This is a genomic window from Selenomonas ruminantium subsp. ruminantium ATCC 12561 (assembly GCF_000424065.1).
Lineage (GTDB): Bacteria > Bacillota > Negativicutes > Selenomonadales > Selenomonadaceae > Selenomonas_A > Selenomonas_A ruminantium.
In genome coordinates this window covers 23,551-41,012 of record NZ_AUJE01000010.1, presented here as the reverse complement: position 1 = coordinate 41,012, position 17,462 = coordinate 23,551, and the positions used below count along the sequence as shown (strand labels likewise).

23 protein-coding genes are annotated in these 17,462 nt (G+C 47.1%); 7 read left to right on the top strand and 16 right to left on the bottom strand.

Annotated features, from left to right (window positions below):
- Nucleotides 1-62: 62 nt before the first annotated feature.
- The 14 genes from G598_RS0105610 to G598_RS0105535 all read right to left on the bottom strand — a co-directional run bounded on the left by G598_RS0105610 (nt 63) and on the right by G598_RS0105535 (nt 9,146).
- Nucleotides 63-407, bottom strand: a complete 345-nt coding sequence (locus tag G598_RS0105610; protein WP_026766111.1) for a hypothetical protein — start codon at nt 405-407, stop codon at nt 63-65.
- 14 nt (nt 408-421) lie between these two features.
- Nucleotides 422-820 (bottom strand): single-stranded DNA-binding protein, encoded by a 399-nt coding sequence (locus tag G598_RS0105605; RefSeq protein WP_026766110.1) that lies wholly within the window; start codon nt 818-820, stop codon nt 422-424.
- A gap of 258 nt (nt 821-1,078) precedes the next feature.
- Nucleotides 1,079-1,279, bottom strand: coding sequence for a hypothetical protein (locus G598_RS0105595; protein ID WP_026766108.1), 201 nt, complete (start codon nt 1,277-1,279; stop codon nt 1,079-1,081).
- 148 nt (nt 1,280-1,427) lie between these two features.
- Nucleotides 1,428-1,640: a hypothetical protein gene (locus tag G598_RS0105590; protein ID WP_026766107.1), complete on the bottom strand. Its 213-nt coding sequence runs from the start codon at nt 1,638-1,640 to the stop codon at nt 1,428-1,430.
- Complete coding sequence (locus G598_RS0105585; protein WP_026766106.1) at nt 1,640-2,131, bottom strand: hypothetical protein; 492 nt, start codon at nt 2,129-2,131, stop codon at nt 1,640-1,642. The genes G598_RS0105590 and G598_RS0105585 overlap by 1 nt, the downstream gene beginning before the upstream one ends.
- Entirely contained in the window at nt 2,128-2,970 is an 843-nt protein-coding gene (locus G598_RS17180; protein WP_157833276.1) for an SANT/Myb-like DNA-binding domain-containing protein, read from the bottom strand. Before G598_RS17180 ends, G598_RS0105585 begins: the two co-directional genes overlap by 4 nt.
- 456 nt (nt 2,971-3,426) lie before the next feature.
- Nucleotides 3,427-4,041 (bottom strand): DUF5651 domain-containing protein, encoded by a 615-nt coding sequence (locus G598_RS0105570; RefSeq protein WP_026766104.1) that lies wholly within the window; start codon nt 4,039-4,041, stop codon nt 3,427-3,429.
- Nucleotides 4,042-4,097: 56 nt separating this feature from the next.
- Nucleotides 4,098-5,594, bottom strand: coding sequence for a ParB/RepB/Spo0J family partition protein (locus G598_RS18515; RefSeq protein ID WP_051179985.1), 1,497 nt, complete (start codon nt 5,592-5,594; stop codon nt 4,098-4,100).
- A gap of 3 nt (nt 5,595-5,597) precedes the next feature.
- Nucleotides 5,598-6,365, bottom strand: coding sequence for a ParA family protein (locus tag G598_RS0105560; RefSeq protein WP_026766103.1), 768 nt, complete (start codon nt 6,363-6,365; stop codon nt 5,598-5,600).
- Between the two features lie 44 nt (nt 6,366-6,409).
- Entirely contained in the window at nt 6,410-6,946 is a 537-nt protein-coding gene (locus tag G598_RS0105555; protein WP_026766102.1) for a Holliday junction resolvase RecU, read from the bottom strand.
- Nucleotides 6,947-7,078: 132 nt separating this feature from the next.
- Nucleotides 7,079-7,885: a rolling circle replication-associated protein gene (locus G598_RS0105550; protein WP_026766101.1), complete on the bottom strand. Its 807-nt coding sequence runs from the start codon at nt 7,883-7,885 to the stop codon at nt 7,079-7,081.
- A gap of 300 nt (nt 7,886-8,185) precedes the next feature.
- On the bottom strand, nt 8,186-8,503 hold the full coding sequence (locus G598_RS0105545; protein ID WP_026766100.1) for a MerR family transcriptional regulator: 318 nt from the start codon (nt 8,501-8,503) through the stop codon (nt 8,186-8,188).
- 183 nt (nt 8,504-8,686) lie between these two features.
- Nucleotides 8,687-8,854, bottom strand: a complete 168-nt coding sequence (locus G598_RS18940) for a BRO-N domain-containing protein (RefSeq protein ID WP_080656953.1) — start codon at nt 8,852-8,854, stop codon at nt 8,687-8,689.
- A gap of 91 nt (nt 8,855-8,945) precedes the next feature.
- Nucleotides 8,946-9,146: a helix-turn-helix transcriptional regulator gene (locus G598_RS0105535; protein WP_026766099.1), complete on the bottom strand. Its 201-nt coding sequence runs from the start codon at nt 9,144-9,146 to the stop codon at nt 8,946-8,948.
- Between the two features lie 132 nt (nt 9,147-9,278).
- Here G598_RS0105535 and G598_RS0105530 point away from each other — a divergent pair, with 132 nt between their 5' ends.
- From G598_RS0105530 to G598_RS0105500, 7 genes are all read left to right on the top strand, one after another.
- The gene (locus tag G598_RS0105530; RefSeq protein WP_026766098.1) at nt 9,279-9,665 is read left to right on the top strand and encodes a helix-turn-helix domain-containing protein; all 387 of its coding nucleotides are present in this window, start codon (nt 9,279-9,281) and stop codon (nt 9,663-9,665) included.
- Nucleotides 9,662-10,279, top strand: coding sequence for an ImmA/IrrE family metallo-endopeptidase (locus G598_RS18510; RefSeq protein ID WP_026766097.1), 618 nt, complete (start codon nt 9,662-9,664; stop codon nt 10,277-10,279). Before G598_RS0105530 ends, G598_RS18510 begins: the two co-directional genes overlap by 4 nt.
- Nucleotides 10,280-10,686: 407 nt before the next feature.
- On the top strand, nt 10,687-11,175 hold the full coding sequence (locus tag G598_RS20240; RefSeq protein ID WP_245582766.1) for a type II toxin-antitoxin system PemK/MazF family toxin: 489 nt from the start codon (nt 10,687-10,689) through the stop codon (nt 11,173-11,175).
- Nucleotides 11,159-11,467 (top strand): hypothetical protein, encoded by a 309-nt coding sequence (locus G598_RS20235; protein WP_245582765.1) that lies wholly within the window; start codon nt 11,159-11,161, stop codon nt 11,465-11,467. Before G598_RS20240 ends, G598_RS20235 begins: the two co-directional genes overlap by 17 nt.
- A 346-nt stretch (nt 11,468-11,813) precedes the next feature.
- Entirely contained in the window at nt 11,814-12,029 is a 216-nt protein-coding gene (locus G598_RS0105510) for an Ada metal-binding domain-containing protein (RefSeq protein ID WP_026766096.1), read from the top strand.
- A 20-nt stretch (nt 12,030-12,049) separates the two neighbouring features.
- Nucleotides 12,050-12,970, top strand: coding sequence for an Abi family protein (locus G598_RS0105505; protein WP_026766095.1), 921 nt, complete (start codon nt 12,050-12,052; stop codon nt 12,968-12,970).
- Between the two features lie 219 nt (nt 12,971-13,189).
- Nucleotides 13,190-14,386, top strand: a complete 1,197-nt coding sequence (locus tag G598_RS0105500) for a site-specific integrase (protein WP_026766094.1) — start codon at nt 13,190-13,192, stop codon at nt 14,384-14,386.
- Between the two features lie 135 nt (nt 14,387-14,521).
- On the opposite strand, the gene htpG is transcribed toward G598_RS0105500, so the two are convergent.
- Both htpG and G598_RS18505 read right to left on the bottom strand, forming a co-directional pair.
- On the bottom strand, nt 14,522-16,486 hold the full coding sequence (gene htpG, locus G598_RS0105495) for a molecular chaperone HtpG (RefSeq protein WP_026766093.1): 1,965 nt from the start codon (nt 16,484-16,486) through the stop codon (nt 14,522-14,524).
- 154 nt (nt 16,487-16,640) lie between these two features.
- A complete protein-coding gene (locus G598_RS18505) occupies nt 16,641-17,429 on the bottom strand; it encodes a response regulator (protein ID WP_051179978.1) in 789 nt (262 codons plus the stop codon).
- Nucleotides 17,430-17,462 lie beyond the last annotated feature (33 nt).

Genomic DNA, 17,462 nt, shown 5'->3' with positions numbered 1-17,462 from the left:
CGCGGCGTTTCTCTAACGATTTCGAACGATTCTCGAACGATTGACCTCTCAAAAAACACCGATTACTTCACGATCCCTGCCCTGGCCATTTCGTCTGCACTACTAAATCCATGACTATGAGCATGCTCCTGTGTTATCATTTCGCACCACTCGCCACAGATGGAGCAAATGCCCGGCGTCCATCTTGTATAATTCTTGGTTTTCCTTGTGATGGATGCCAAAGCTTCAGGCTCTTTAGGTCTGCCCTCTATCTTGTTGCAGCTCACTTCATGGCATCGGCGTATGCCTTTTGCCAGCGTATACGGAATGCTCATGTGTCTCGGCTGTTTATACCCCATCTGACACCCAGCCTTTCTGACAGTCATTCGCTCAATCGCTTCCAGCAGGTCTTTTTCCGTTTTCCCCATGGTTATGCCCTCCGTCAGAATGGTATTTCTTCATCATCAGCCAGCTGACCGAATCCGCTCGCTGCTGTGCCAGCTTTTGCCGGTGCTGGCGCGTCTGATTTCTTTCCGCAGAATTCGAAATAAGTCACTACGACTTCTGTCACATAACGCTTACTGCCGTCCTGTGCATCATAGCTTCTTGTCTGCAAATGCCCTCTGACCAAAATTTCTCTGCCCTTGGTCAGATTGTTGCCGATTGTCTCTGCCAGCGTTTCCCAGGCTATGCAGTTGTGAAAATCCGCCTTGGGGCCTTGGCTGTTCTGTGCCACACGCTTATCCGTGGCGATACTGAACGATGCCACCGCTTTTCCTGACTGCGTATATCGGATTTCCGGGTCTTTGGTTAATCTGCCCTTCAAAATTACTAAATTCATTGATATCCTCCTAAACTTGTGCGAACTTCTCGATGCACCGAATTGCGCATCTGACACTTACATTCATGTTTTCCATCATCATCTGCTGCAGATACATCAGCCCGCCCCGCACTTTTCTCCAGAACGTGACTATACAGGTTCCGCCATCCCGCTTTTGGCTCATGTCCATGTAATAGATACTGTCACCGTGCTGGAAAGCAACACGTAATGAACGTCTCCCACTCCGGTTTTGAGCGTTGAATACTCTTAACAACTCCATCAATAACGGCTCCTCTCTGTCATGGCACGCCGTTCCGGTGTGTTCTTCCAGTTTTCAATCCGCAGGCGGTCTTCATTCTGTTCCTCCAGTCGAGAACACCGCGCCGACATATTGCACAGGCTCATCATTACCAAGGTGATTAGCAGGCTCCCTGCGCCGATGCAGAACCACACAAATGCTTTCAGGTCAAATTCAAACATTTTGTTCCTCCCTTGTCCCTTCCAGTACGCCGTCCAACCGTAAGGGCTTTCGCCCTTTTCAGCTGGATACTGCGGTCAAAATAACTATATTCCTCGTCCCATTCCTGGGACGTTCTGTTGTGCTTATGGATGTTGTTATGGTTTTCAGTCATTTGTGCTCCTTTATTTTGAATGTCTCATAGAACTTCTGAATCGTAAGGCTTATAGATTCCCTGCAATCCCGACAAGCTATCAAGCGGTCTTTATGGTCTTCATCCTGTTGGAATGTCCATTCTTCCCCTGGCTTGAAACGGATTGCAATGGCTCCATAGTCCCCAGTCACGAATATTCCTTCGGTTATCGGTTCACAAATTCCGCTCATTATTCTTCATCCTCCGTTTCTTGTTTGGTAAATGCTAGTTTGGTCTGTGCCCTTTCTCCATCTATGTATTTCCAGCACTCCTGCATGAGTTTCTGCATAGCGCCCTTGATAGTGTTGTTAAAGTCTCCCTTGGTATTTGAATACCATACCCGCCAGTTCGGTGTCTCGTATTTGAAAGTATAACCCCACGGGATTTGTACGCTTGCTTTTATCTGCAGCTTGTAATAATCCGCATCAACAGGATATTCCATTTTCAGCCCGTAAAAGCAGCCGCCGTCCATAACGTCTTTTTCCGTCAAGGACAGGCTAACCATTTTCGCAGAAATCAGGGCGATGTTATCTGCCGCTGTTAAAAGCTCTGGCCTTGGTGGTTCAATGCCTTTGTATGTGTAGCTTTCCATAGCCCCGGCATCGTTCTTGTTGACCCATTCAAAAATATAGCTGTCTACGGCTCCGCTGCGATTAATGCGGAATCCTGTCAACTGTCTCATACCATGTCCCTTTCCTTTCTGACGATAGCCCTGATTTTGTCTTGGTTCTCGGTCTTGTATAACCGATACATCAGCCCTCTGATGGCTTTCTCCGATATATTCAACTCTTTGGATATCAGTGGATAGGGAACAGCCTGCAGGACCCCCTGCACGGCTATTTCCATCTCCTCCACATTCCAATTATGACTATGCGGCCCATTCCGTTTCGGATTGGCCAGCCCTAAATCTTTGCATCGTCTAGCTACAGCACCCTCTGTACGCCCCAGGAGCGACGCAATCTCTTTTCCGGTCTTTTGCCCTTCTTTGATGTAGGCCGTGAGCCTTGCATCCTCCATTTTTGTCCATGGAGTCATTCGTTTAATCGTATTTGTTTTTGCATCCGCCCGCCTCGCCGTCTTCACCCAGTCCGGTTCAATCCCTAAGATGTTTTCTTCCATCTTCGAGAAATCCAAGAACGCCCTGTTTGCTTCCGCCCACTTCCAAAAATCGGTCAGCCGTACTACTCTGAATGAACACTTCCCCACTTTTTTCTCCATGACAGGCAGTCCACGATTTCTCACCCAGCTTGTCATGATGTAACCGCCCCCTCCGTTACTGCCAGTCACCGCTTTATGGAGCTGATTAAGAGTTATATAGTCCCCGTTTTCCAGGAACGCGCCTAACTTCAATCTTTCCCGCTTATTTAGTATCGCCCACACTGTCCTACCCAGCTTTTTAGCGATGAAGTCCAGCGGTCTTGAGCCGTAGAGCCTTGCCAGCAATTCTTCTTCCTCTTTTGTCCAGCTTCTATTACTCCCCATGGTTTTCTGCCCTCGCCCTACACGCTGCCACTGTGGCATACATTTTTTCTTTCCACTCCTGCCACGCAGGATTAATGCCCTCAGTTCGATTTCGCGGCGTTATCTTGTACCCTGCAGCTTTCATTGAAACATACTGTCCATAAGATAATCCGTACTCTTTTGCTTCTCTGACCAATGTGTCCAAATTGGACACGCGCCTTTTTCGCGGTTCAAATAATTGCTGATGGCGAAAGCCTTCCTGCTTATTCCCTTTCCGTATGACAACGGCACATTCCGGGCACCGTTTGGTGCGACTCAGATTATTGCGGACTACGAATCCACGTCCGCACAACTCGCAGGTTATTACACGTTCAGATACTAACTCCGATATTTTCATGATCCAATCTCCTTATTTTCGCTCTGATTGCCTTTAGCTGGCGTTTGAGGTATCGTGGGCGGTGCTGGCTATCGATGCCGTCCATCATCGCCAGCAGTTCTCTTTCTCTTGCCAGCAGGTCAGCTGACGTTTTCCTTTTCCGGCTCTTCGACATTCTCATGCACCTCCCCGTCCGATTTCCAAAGATTCTCCTTGTCGAACTTCAGGCCGTTTTCTTCCGCCCACGCTTTTGCCCAAGCTTCAAGGTCTATGCCTGCTTCCAGGTAGCTATATGGGCAGTTCTTAGCGTTGACGTTCACCGGCTCAACGCCGTACTTGCGGAAAATCTCGCGGATAAGGCACTCTTTCCATGCTTTCTTGTGACATTTGCCGCATGTTTTCGGAATAAAGCCGCTGTATAGCTTTTCGAAATCCTCCATAGGAAGAACCAGGCTCCCTGACATGTCTTTTACTAGGTTGTGGTACTTCACAGCTTTATCACTCGGTACAAATACGACATCCATGTGTTTTACATGCCGCGTAAAATCAATAGTCGCGTCCTTTTCCAAAAAATCATACCTGCGCTTGATTGCTTTGTAGCCCCAGGTCTTGCATGAGCGAAGGTCTTTCATAAACTCTGGGTCTACGTCCTTCATTTTTTCTTCGTAGTCTTTTATTGCGTACTCAAGTTCATTAAACACCAGCATAAGCCGTGTCAAATTCGCCTTTTCGGCTCTGGATAAGTATCTATTCATTTGGCTGTTTCTCCCCTCAGCCGCCCGCCCGGACGGCTTATACATTCTGATTCGGATTAGTTGAACTTTCTGCCCTTTCGCCAGTCGATTTCATCGTCATAGCGTTTGATTTCTTTCTGCAGGCGCTCACGCGTGGTCATGTCGTCCGATTTGATGACGCCCAGATGTTCTTCGAGCACATTCCGGATATAGCGAGCCGCAATTATCTGCCGTTCGTTTTCTTCCTGGCAGGCGGCTCTGTCTATGGCTTCCTGCTCCTCTGCCTTGGCTCTTGCTGCCTTATCGGCTTCAATGGCTTCCAGCGGGATTTCGTCAATGTAACCGTTGTCCTTCAATACGGACGCCTTGGCCGTGCCAGTTTTGGCCACTTCCATAGCCGCCGCCCGCAGGGCATCTTCTTTTGTGTCATAGGTATCTTTGAGGAATACCCAATCTGCTTCATCGCCATGCTCTACTACTGTGTAGGTCAGGCAATAGCGGCCGCTTTCGGTCTTGTCTGCCACAGCCTTGATGGTGAAGTTTATCCAGCTTTTGTAACCGCCTTTGCCAGTCTGATACGTTTCCTGCCCGTATTCATCGACCTCTGCGACTTCCCATTTCCCTGCATTGAGCTTTATTTTGCGGCCGCATATCTGGGCCATTCCGCATGCTTCATTGACTTCTCTGCACGATTCACAGCATTTCATGCACTGCGTTGACAGGTGGCAGGCTTCGCAGGGTTCTAAACTGTCATGGCCATACTTTTCGGCCTTTGCCTTGATGGCGTTCAGTTGGTCTTGCTTGCGGTGTTCTTCAATCTTGGCCATGCGTTCCGACCAGCCAGGCTCATCCTCTCTTTCCTCATGTTTGACGATGGTCACATGGTTAAGAGAGACAGTGCCTTCCTCCTGAAGCTTATTCGCCACTTTCTGCTGGCCTTCCTCAGATAGCTGACTTGCTTCATAGGCGGCGCTGACTTTCAGCCGCCCGTCCTGAAACGCCTGCTTCAAATCCTCATTCTGCAAATTCTTGGCTATAGCGTGATATCTTGCAAGCTGACCGGATGACATCTGCAGCATCTTCCCCACGATGTCACGGACACGCCCTTCCAGCCCATTCTGCTCTTTCATGCGATTGAGAATATCCGTCATGCGTTCAGCCTGCCGCATTTTTTCAGCGTCGGTCAGCTGGCGGGCCGTGCTGTTGGTCAACATCAACATTAAGTCCAGCAGATCTTCATCATGTTCATTCTCAATAAGGCAGTTGACCTCTGCGAACTGCTGCATGCGTTTTTCATTCACTAGCAGTTGGCAAGCCGTCCAGCGGCGCTCACCGCTGATAATCATGTATTTTCCTGTTACATCAGCCGCCCGCACCACGAGATTGTGGAGCACTCCCCCCGCAATCTCGATGGCATCTGCCAGTTCTTCAATGTTCTCTATGCTGTATACCGTCTTATTTTGCGGGTCAGGGTATAACTCGTTGATGTTCAGCCGTTTCAGCTCATATTTTGGTGCTCCTGCCTCTGTTTTGCTTGCCTGATTCATGAGCCCCATCAGATTAAATCCTGCCATCTCTTAGCCCTCCACCATTCTCAGCAGTTCTTCTACAAACGCTTTGTAATCTTTAGCAGCTCCACAGCGCGGCGAATGTACCATTACTGGTTCTGCCGTGAAGGTGGATTCGTCCATCTTGTCCGTCCAGCGGATATGACTATCAAAAGCCTTGTATTTTTCTGCCTGTTTCAGCCATTCAGCACCCTGCTGATTGGTGTCGTTGCGGCGATAGCTCGTGATGAGCGTCCCCAGCAGCTCGATTTGCGGGTTAAAATACTCTTTGACTGTTTTCAGCTGATTCAGCAAGCAAGCAATGCCATCAAAGGTAAATTTGTCAATCTTGGCAGGGATAATCAGATAATCACTGGTGGCAAGTGAATTGATTACGCACATACCCAGGCTGGGAGCATTGTCAATCAGCACGTAATCATATTCGTCCTTGACCTGTCGCAGGATTTCTCTGAGCCGTACCTGCTGCGGTGTGACACTATCCATCAGCACGGCCTTTTCTGCTTCAGCCAAGGAAAGATTTGCAGGGATGATATCCAACCCTGCATATTCGGTGTGCTGGATGACCTGTTCTGCCGTCACATTCCTTTTCATCACATCCGTCATACTGGGCTTGTCGTAGCCGTATACGCCGAAGAACTGCGAGCAGTTGCCCTGCTGGTCATTATCTACCAACAGGACGTTCTTGCCGTACCCTGTAGCCAGCAGATAGCTTGCATTGATGGTGGTGACGGTCTTGCCTACGCCGCCTTTGAGATTTGCAATGGTTAATACTTTCATCGTCTTATTCCTCCTCAGATTGTTGGTGTTACGAGTTTATATGGTCAGCACGCAGAAAGGATTGTTTTCGAGTTCTTGTATTCCAGGAACCGGACTACTGTGTCAGCTTTGATTTCATACGAGGCCAAATCATCAGCACTGGCGTATTTATGGCCATAGTTTTCTTTCATGTCCCACCATACTTTCCATGGCACCATGAAATAACTCAAATCCCAACCAGTGCCGACACCACAGCAGACAAATGCCGCCGCTCCCGCTTCATGATATTTATCCAGCATTGCGGCCTGCGTAGGGGTCACTGCCGCCTGCTTGATGGCGTCCTTTTGGGTGTACTTGGCTTCGAACGCTATCAGCCGCCCGCCTTTTAGGCAGCCAATGAAATCCGGCTGTGCCTTGGCGGTAAACTGCACCTCTGCCCTTCCTCTTGCCCGGTCTAAATTCTTCGTAACACGGAACGGTTCGCTTTCCTTGTGGAGCACCAGCTTGCCTTCCTGTTCGTACTGCCGCGCCGCCCCCATTATCATGTCTTCCAGTATGCGGCCCTGGCTGTTGTTCACCCTGCTTGTATAGCTTCGGTTCATACCGAATTGCATCAAATCACTTCTTCCCTTCCAGCCGTCTACGTTTGCACTTTCTGACAGGGAAATTCCGCATTTCCTCGGCAATGTATCTACTCACAGATTCGACCTCCCTTGTGGATTATGTGGATAACGCTATTCATCATCACGCTCAAAGACGGCGTGTTGATAATCAAAATTATCTTTCGTGTTGCCGTTATAGCTGAACACGATATGGTAGCCTTTAGGGGCTTTGACCTCTTTCCGAAACGTCCCTCTGGGCACCAACCTCTTTACCGGCTTTGTTCGGATGAGATTCTTACTCGTGCAGACACGACTGCGCTGAGCCTTGATGTCTGCATCCAGTCCCTTGGCATCACCACCTTCTTTTGTGATGCGCATTTTCTCGTTCAGCTTGGTTGTGATGGTGTCTTCCTTGGTCATGTACGCCGCCACTCTTCTGGCGTCCATTGTGCCACCCTCATATGGCTTGAAGTAGGTGTTGCCCAACTTCCATGCCGCATTCATCGCCTGTTTCATCTGGACGAATGATACACCCGGAAGTGCCGGCAATAAGATATGGCCATGGAGCCGCCCACGCCCCGTCAGATTCTCCTGGACTGCTATATACTTCAAATCCGCCCCGTGCTTTTGATAGAAGGTTCTCAGACTACGAATCATCTTCTCATACTCTGACTTGAACTTATCCACTGATACTTTTTCTGCCAGTGTGAAGGACACCCACCAGTCTCCAGCTTTGAAGTTATCCATGATGAGTCTGCAAAGCTTATCTGTTCTGTGTCTCAGATTTATCTTCTCCTGCTGTTCTGTGGTCTGTCCCTTCCGTGGACTTCTTCTCTCCCTTGCCAACTGATTCTTGGGCATAGCTCTCAATGAATGATACTTGTCTACTATGATGAAACGTTTGTCGTGAGATACCCATTTTTTCTCCATGTAAGCCATAACTGATTCTCCATCTTTTATTACTATTGGAAATCCTTATTTTATGCATATCCATGCACTCTTTTTGTCGGTTTATTAATTCCTTAATCAAGGGTGTCAAGCGGTGTTTCGCCGCCTCACTTTTTTTGACAATATTCATTTGATTGATAGATAATCGACATGGCCTGTGGTATAATAAAAATATGGTTAATACCCATTAGCCCATAATTTAGAGCCCGCTGCCTACGGGCTCTTTTTTACTGCCTTCTTTCATATCATCCCGCTCTGATTCCACTTCTGAACATCGATATGTTGAGTTAATCACCTTCTTTGCGGTATTGCGAGCACATCGCTCAGCTTGAACTTCATGCGGCTGGCGTCCCCTACGTAATAAGCAGTGAGCCGTCCTGCCTTTTCCAACCGGTAAACGGCCCCCTTGTCTATGCAGAGGATTTTCGCCACCTCCCCGGCGTGTATATAACGTTCGGCTGGTGGGATAATGACTGGGTTCTGCAAAGTGGTCTTTGCCGCCAGTCGCAGAAATTCCAACACTTCCGGGCTTTCTTTAAGGAATTGCTTTAACTCCTGCCCCTTGGCCAGCAGCTTCTCAATATCGGCCATGGTTACATCATCCGTCATAATGCCCCTCCTTCCATATCTTTCCTATCCTGCGGCTTGCCTGCAAAAAGCCTTACTTACTTCATTTCCTCCTCAGTTCACATCTCATCTGCTACGCCATATCGGATGTCCATGTCCTTGACGACGATGGTATAACCCTCAATAAGCCGCGGGTCCTGTCCGATAACATCAAGATAGTTGCGCTTATTCGTTGATGATGGTCATCTCTCTGTTTTGACCTGACCCGTCAAAACGACGGGTCAGCTTATCATCGTCATCAACATGCTTTCTAATAGCCTGATTGGTATCTGCATAGCCTAAGATTTCTGCCACTTCCTTACCTACAAACCAAGGTTCGTTGTCAATGACCACTGCGCTAAACTTGCCAAAACTTTGGATTGTTGAAGATTTGAATTTCTTTAACCAACGTTTCTTCCTCCCCTTTTTGTTTAATGTATTAAACTTACTTTGTAAAAAAAATTTTTGGCACCGAAGCGTTTAGTGCACTGGACAATTTGAGTATGGTATCAGTTGTGACTGTATCAATAGCGCCACTTTCAATACCTGCAATAGTTGCCCGCGATACATTGGACTTCTCGGCAAGTTCAGATTGCGTCAATCCTCGCTTCTTACGCCACTCCTTGAGCTTATTTGTAAAACCCACTAAGCATATCTCCTTTCCTTGTTGCTGACTAAAGTTTAGCATGCTAAACAAGCATTGTCAAGTGTAATAAACAAAAATATTGAAAAAATGTTTATTATACTATACAATGTAATAAGAAAAGAGGTGTTACTAATGACATTAGGCGAAGTTGTAAAAGCCTATCGTGTTGAGCGTAAACTAAGTATGGATAACTTTGCAAAGCTGAGCGGATTAAGCAAAGGTTATATATCTATGCTTGAAAAGAATCGCAACCCTAGAACTGGAAAACCTATCGTTCCTTCAATAGATACTTATACAGGAGTAGCCAAAGCTATGAATATGTCTATTGAAGATTTGATGCGTCTAGTTGGTAGCGAACAGCTCGTATCGATAGCTCCCACCGCCAAGGATGACGTCGATGATATATTCGATGAAGATATCCGCATGCTGGCGCGCAACAAGATGAAGGACGCATCCCCAGAGGAGCGTGAGAAAAAGAAGAAACAGTTAAGGACTATAATCGAGGCGATGTTTGAATGAATCCGATTCCAGAGTTTCCCCGTTATAACTGCGCTAAAAACGCTGCAGACCGGTTGCTTCTTTGTATCGAAACAGATAAGCTCCCCCTTGACCCGTTGGAAGTTCTTTTGTACGGCGGCTGCAAAGTCCGTACCTATCAGGAAATTGCGACATCACGGAATTTGTCTGTGGACGAAATATGCAGTGCCCTTGGCTCCAAGGATGGTATCACCATATATAGTGCCAAACGTGATACCTATGCCGTAGCCTACAATACAAACCGTTTCCGGGAAGAACGGATACGCTGGACACTCGCCCATGAGCTTGGGCATATCGCACTGAATCATTTTACCGATTTCATTCAGAGTCGGCTCATCGGTGGAACGCTGACCGACACGGAATTATCCATACTGGACAAGGAAGCCGATGCTTTTGCCAGCGAACTCCTTGCCCCGAACATTATCCTTTACTCCCGCCAATGCTTTGACATCAACGCCATCCATGATACCTGCCGCATATCCTACCAGGCCGCCGGCATAAAATCGAATTACCTCAGCCGCATCGAGCGCTACTACCTCCACGACATCGACTACCGCTTGATGGAGCAGTTCCATATAGAGTTGATACGGGCATAACAAAAAGACCGCCCATGTGGACGGCTATAGGCAGCTATTGATATTTACAAATTCGTATGCTATACTAAGGGTAATGAGAAGAGTGATTGTTATCTGACATACTTTCACCGACAAAATAACCCCTTAGCATACGATTCGTGGTCGTTGCTAAGGGGCTTTTGTTTTGCCTTCCAGCGTTTCGTGGACACTTTCAGGCTACTGCCGTGTCTTGAAGTAACGGTCGTAAATATAGGCGGCTATTACGCCACAAACTACATTTACTGCAAATGAGAAGAATAATTCTGACATACGCGCACCTCCCTTCTCCGAGGTGTCTGCACAGCAGCATGAGTAGTATATCATAAGCTGTATAAGTTCCGCAAATAAAAAAGAGCCGCCCCGAAGGGCAATGAGAAAGGAATGATAAGATGGATTTTAGTAAGAACCATTTGCGCGACAAAGCAAATAGCGCAGATTTCAGGCACTTTCGTCGGTCTGTATTTCGCGAATACGCCAGTTTCATAAAAGAAAAAGTAAGGCAGAATTATGATTGGTCAGTAAAGTTTGTTATGTGGTTGCGGCAGTATATCCGCTATGTGAAGAATGAGAAAACCTTCCATCCCTCATACTTGCCTAATTACAAGCGCGGGCAGATTGTCTTTGTAAATCTCGGTTTCCGTATAGGGCACGAACTCGGTGGCCCGCACTATGGCATAGTATTGGACAACGACAACCGCAAAAAAGATGGGCTTATAACCATCATCCCGATGGTTTCCAAAAAGCCTAAGCACGCTGAGCGAGGTCTGCGTCCTGGGGAATATGAGTTGCCTATCCCTATTTTCCCAGCTTATTATCGAAAAAGCCTCTGTCCAGCTGGCAAAAGCGCCATATCAAGATGCTATGGACTCCATCGATGAATTACGAAAGCTCGATAAAGATGAGCAAATGGCACAACTCCCCATATACTTGCAGGAGTTTGAGCGTAAGCTGCAACAACGAATTATGCCTTTGATATCCTTATCGCAAAAGATGAATAAAGGCTCTATTGTTGACACACGCCAAATAACCACCGTTAGCAAGCAAAGAATCATCACACCAGTAAAACAGTCTGATGAACTGTATGGCGTATGCGTGCCAGAGTTTATATTGACTGAAATATGTACCTTGATAAAAGAAAAATATTTTCAAGCGGGAAGCCTTGACGATTAACCACAAAAAATGTACAATGAATGTACAGATTGGGCTTTGACTCCCAAATAATACAAGGCATGGCGTGGATGCGCCATAAAGAGGCTCCTGCTTAGGCAGGGGCCTTTTTGTATATCCTAAAAGGAGGTGAAACACCATGCTAAATGCCGTAATATACGCCCGCTATTCATCCGACAATCAGTGGGAGGAATCCATCGATGCCCAGCTGCGTATTTGCCGGAGGCATTCTAACCATGACAACGCGCCTCCTCTTATGTTCATTATAGTTAATGTCAAAAAGAAAATTTAGTAGCTTGCAATAAAAAAAGCCGCCCCAAAGGACGGCTATACGAAAGGAAGGATTCCCATGTTCAAGAAAATAGCTTTGGCCACGCTGGCCGCTGTCTGTGTATCAATAGCTACGCCAGCCCTGGCATCAGACTACCTTGGCAACCCGAAGTCGATGAAGTTCCACTACTCCAGCTGCTCCACAATAAAGCATCCGGAAAGGTTCGTTGAGTTCAGCACTCGTGACGATGCCATTGCCGCAGGGTATGAGCCGTGCAAACGGTGCAATCCGTAAATAAAAAAGGACGTGATTATATGTCAGGTGGAAGACTACTGACGCTCGATGAACAAATAGAACATCTGAAAGCAAAAGGGATAACTTTCCAATCCTATACGGAAGAAGCGGCAAAGCACTTCCTGTCAGAGCATAACTATCTCACAAAAGTTTCTGCATACAGAAAAAACTATACCCAGCACCCAGCAGGGCCAAACCAAGGGAAATATGTTCGTTTGGATTTTGCCCACTTGGTTGACCTATCAACAATCGACATGCATCTTCGTTACTTGATTCTTGACTTGTGCCTTGACATCGAGCATTCCATAAAAACATTCTTGATTAACGATGCCTTGGCAAATCCAGATGAAGATGGTTACCGTATTGTGGATAAATTTTTGCAATACCATCCAGATTTTTTGGACGAGGCAGACCGTAAGATGCAGGACAGCTACTGCCACGATTTCTATTTCAATAATAGAGACCATCTCCCCCTCTGGGTGCTTATGGAGGTAATCTCCTTTGGAGAACTCATCAGCTTATACAAGTTGTACTACTCTATATACCCAGACAGACCTGCTCCGTTTTCAGGAAAATTGTTGGACAACGTCCGTAATTTGAGAAATGCCTCTGCACATAGCAATTGCTTAATTTGCCACTTAAACCGCGAAGGCAAAGTCAACAAAGTGGCCTTAACAAAGGCATCTATTGCTTTTCCGTGGATGACCACCTCTTACCGACGCCGCTACATTAAAAAGCAATTTACACAAGATTTTACAGTCTTATTAATGGCTCATAAGTCGCTGGTAACCAGTGAAGGACTCCACGCCAAGGCCAGAGAAAAGTTGCGTAACCTATTTTTCAAAAGAATGCGGCGTCATTCAAACTATTACTCACGCAACCCTTCAATTACGGAGGCTTATAATTATTGTCGGAAAATTATTTTATTGTATTTCAACTGAACAATATTGACAACAGCCCCAAGATGAGATATTATATAGCTACAACGAAAACCGAATGGTTTTAGACGGCGCGTATTCTCATCCGAGGATATGTGCCTTATTTTTTTTACATCTAATATAAAAATAAGCCGCCCCTGCGCCAACAGGAACGGCTTCCATCATGCCATATTTTTCATATCCTGCGGCTTGCCTGCAAAACAATCACAGGAGGAAAATATTATGGCAAAGAAAAAATTACCAACTATTCGTACCCGCCAGCGCGGGAAGACCTGGTCTTATATGTTTGAGGCAGGCCGCCACCCGAACGGCAAGAGAAGGACTATAGAGAAGGGAGGTTTTGCCACCCAGAAGGACGCACTCGAAGCAGGGATGGAGGCCTACACCAACCTGCGGTATGGGGACATCGGTATTACCAGCGAAAAAATCCTGCTATCCGATTACCTGATTTCATGGATTGACAATATCGCAGTGTGCAATGTCCGTCCGTCCACCATCAACAATTACCATACAGCCCGGCGCCTTTGGATTGACCCATATTTTACCGGGAAAAACGTGCAGGACATCCGCCCCGTGGATATTGACTGCTGGATGCGTACACTCCTGAAGAAAGGCTTTTCCCGCAGCACTCTGGATAATGCCCGGACCGTACTGCGGCAGGCCCTTGATTATGCCGTATATCCGGCCGAGCTTATCCGTTCCAATCCCTCGGCCAGTATCAAGGTTCCCCGGCTCGCTCCTACGGGCATTATCAAACGGACTGTAATCCCTGTCGAGAAGTTCCGTCAGCTCCTGCAGGATAATCCCTTCGGCACCTGCTTCTATATGCCCATAATGGTACTCTATTACACAGGAATGCGCATAAGCGAAGTGCTGGGGCTTGCCTGGGAGGATATAGACCTTGAGCAGGGAACCATATCCCTCTCCCGCCAGCTCCTTGCCTCAAATACCTTTTCCCAACTCAAGACGGCGGCCTCCGCCCGCACCATCATCATCGACAAAAAGCTCTGTGAAGAATTACGGCGCTGGAAAAGCAAGCAGGCCTCCAATGAGCTGTTTTATGGTGGTTCCTATATCTATACATACAGAGCCAATAACGATGCCCTTATCCAGCAATCCAAGGGCGTTCCCTTAGACAATCCTGCCGCCCGCATATCTCTCGTATGCACACAGGAAAATGGGCGGGTTCTCTGCCGGGTGCTTTTGAATCGATATCTAAAAGCCCAGGGCTTGAATTGCCATTCCTTCCGTCATACTCATGCTACCATGCTTATCGAGAACGGAGCAACCCCCAAAGGCGTTGCGGGAAGGCTGGGACATTCCAAGACATCCATCACGCAAGATTTGTATGCCAACAACACACAGAAGCTCCAGCAGGAAACCGCCAATATCTTTTCCCGCGCAATGCAGACAAAGTAGCTTTTGCAGACAAGTTGCAGACAAAGATTCCGAAAAGCCTTGATTTGCAAGGGATAGCGGGATTTGTTTTCTTGAAAATCCAATGAAAAAATGACCGGTCATGTAAATGACCAGTCATTTTTAAGTGCTATATCATTATTTTGCCATCAGTTTAGCAACTTTATTGGCAAATTCCACCGGATTTTCCGGCAGGATGCCTTCGATAAGGAGTGCCTGCGTATAAAGAAGATCGCAGTAATCCTTGAAGTCAGCGCTGTCCTTGCCGGCATCATGGAGCCCCTGCAGACGCGTGAAGAGTTCATGATGCGGGTTGATTTCAAGGATACGCTTAGCCTTGAACATCGGATTGTTCATTTCGGCAAAGGTCTGTTCCATGGAAAGGGATGGGCCAGCTTCGTCCGCTACGAGGCAGACGGCACTGGATTTCAGTCGGGCTGAAACCTTAACGTCAGCAACCTTTTCGCCCAAAGCTTCCTTGATGTCCTTCAAGAGGTCATCATTCTTCTTCTGGATGTCTTCCGTTTCTTTCTTGACTTCCTGGCTTTCAGCATCGTCGAGGTCGAGGTCACCGCGACTGATAGAGTGGAAGCTCTTGCCCTCATATTCGCGCAGGGTTTCGATGCAGAATTCATCAACCGGGTCCAAGAGGTAAAGCACTTCGAGGCCCTTGTCGCGCAGAGTTTCCATCTGCGGCAGGTGCTCGATGGTTTCCTTATCCTTGGCCGTAGCATAGTAGATTTTCTTCTGGCTTTCCGGCATACGCTCTACATATTCCTTCAGCGTAACCAGCTTGCCTTCTTTAGAGCTCATGAACAGGAGCAGATCTTTGAGTTTGTCAATGGTGTCGCTGCCAGCATACATGCTGTTGTAAACGCCAATCTTGAGGGATTTGCCGAACTCGTTCCAGAACTTTTCATAGTCTTCGCGCTTGTTCTTGAGCTTACGCGCCAAAGCCTTGAGGATGTTCTTTTCCAAAGCCTTGCCGATAACCTTGAGTTCGCGGCTCTGCTGCAAAAGTTCACGGGAGATATTCAGGGACAGGTCAGGAGAATCCACAAGGCCCTTCATGAAGCGCAAGTAATCCGGCAGCAGGTCCTTGCACTTGTCCATGATGAATACATGACGGGAATAGAGCTGTACGCCCGGTTCATAGTCCGTATGATAGAGGTTGAACGGTGCACGGGACGGAATGGCAAGCAGGGCCGTGTATTCCACAGAGCCTTCAGCCTTGGTATGGAATACTTCCATCGGCTTTTCCCATTCATGGAACTGATTCTTGAAGAACTCGTCGTATTCTTCCTCTTTGATATCGGACTTGTTCTTCGTCCAGAGCGGCTGCATGGAGTTCAGCGTGCGGCATTCGATGGTCTTAACCTTCTCAGCGCCTTCGATTTCCTTGCCTTCATCATCCTTCGGCGTTTCTTCATGCTCGAAGTTCATCTTGATGGGGTAACGCACATAGTCGCTGTACTTCTTGACCAGACGTTCGAGCGTGTAGTTTTCCGTGAAGTCATTTTCGGCGTCATCACCGAAGAATTCCTTGCCCAGAGTAATCGTGATGCTCGTACCGCGCTTGTCACAGTTGCATTCTTCAATGCTATAAGAACCGTCACCCGTGGATTCCCAGCGCGTACCTTCCGTTTCACCAGCCTTGCGGGTTTCAATAACCACCTTTTCAGCTACCATGAACGCAGAGTAGAAACCTACACCGAACTGACCAATAAGTTCCTTGTCGGTATTGCCCTCAGCCCCCTCGCTGGCTTCCTTGGCCTTCTTGAGCTGTTCCATAAATGCCTTGGTGCCGGATTTGGCGATGGTACCGATATTTTCAATCACTTCCTGACGGCTCATGCCGATACCATTATCGCGAATGGTCAGGGTATGGTTTTCCTTATCCGGTTCGAGGAAGATTTCGTAGCTGTCATCCCCTTCGAGGATGTCGCGATTGGTCAGGCTGGCAAAATGCACCTTGTCAATCGCATCGGATGCGTTAGAGATAAGCTCCCGCAGGAAAATCTCGTGATTCGTGTAAATGGAATGAATCATGAGGTCTAACAGTTGTTTGGTTTCCGCTTGAAATTCATGGGTTTCTTTAGCCATGTGTTTACGCCTCTCTTTATGAAAAAAATTTATATACCAGTTAATTAGCACTCGTTCATGGTGAGTGCTAACGTACATTGACTAGTATACGGCATAAACAGCAAAAAGTCAAACATCAAAACAAAACTTGCTTTCCTGGCTAAAAGACGGCGCTTTATTTCACATGTGTATGCAAATAGTCCAGCAGTTTTTCTTTCGTAGTCGATTTTAAAATGTATCCTGTCGGCCTTAACCGCAGCACACGTTCCACCTGCTCCTTATCCCCAACGCCGGTCAGGAATATCACAGGAATATTCTGCGTAGACGGCTCCTGCCGCAGCATTTGCAATACCTGCGCTCCATCAACTACAGGCATTTCATAATCGAGAAGAATCATATCCACGGGATTTTTCGCCAGAAAGGTAATCGCCTGAATCCCTGCAGTGACAATACTGACCTGATAATGGTCTTTTATCCACTCGCGTACCATTTTGGCATAGGACGGATCATCATCGACAATCAGAATGTGCTTTTTGCTTTTATGCACGCCCTCCGGCAAATGACCTCCGGTAATCAGCAGTTCCAGTTCCTCCATTTTCAGCGGACGATCTAGCCACTTAATGCTGGTCATATCAAAGAAACTGCCTGCCAAATCCTCGCGGTCCCATTGGTCCCCGATGACGATTACCTCAGATTTCATTTTATCTATCGTAGTATAAATGTTTTCCAGCCAATTGTATTGAATCATATCCTCCATAATCTTATTGGGCAGATACAAGATAAACAATCTTTCTTCTTTTTCGGTATCATACTTGGGAATCTTCTCATTTTCCTGCGTCACTATCGACACCTTACAGCCCATTTCCGTCAGCTTGCGTTCAATTCCCTTAACCACCACGCTGTACTTGCACATAACAATGACAACGTTCTTGCGCTTCTCTACCTTTTTCTTTTCTTCAATCATTATGTTCACCCCATATGGTATTTATATCGTAAG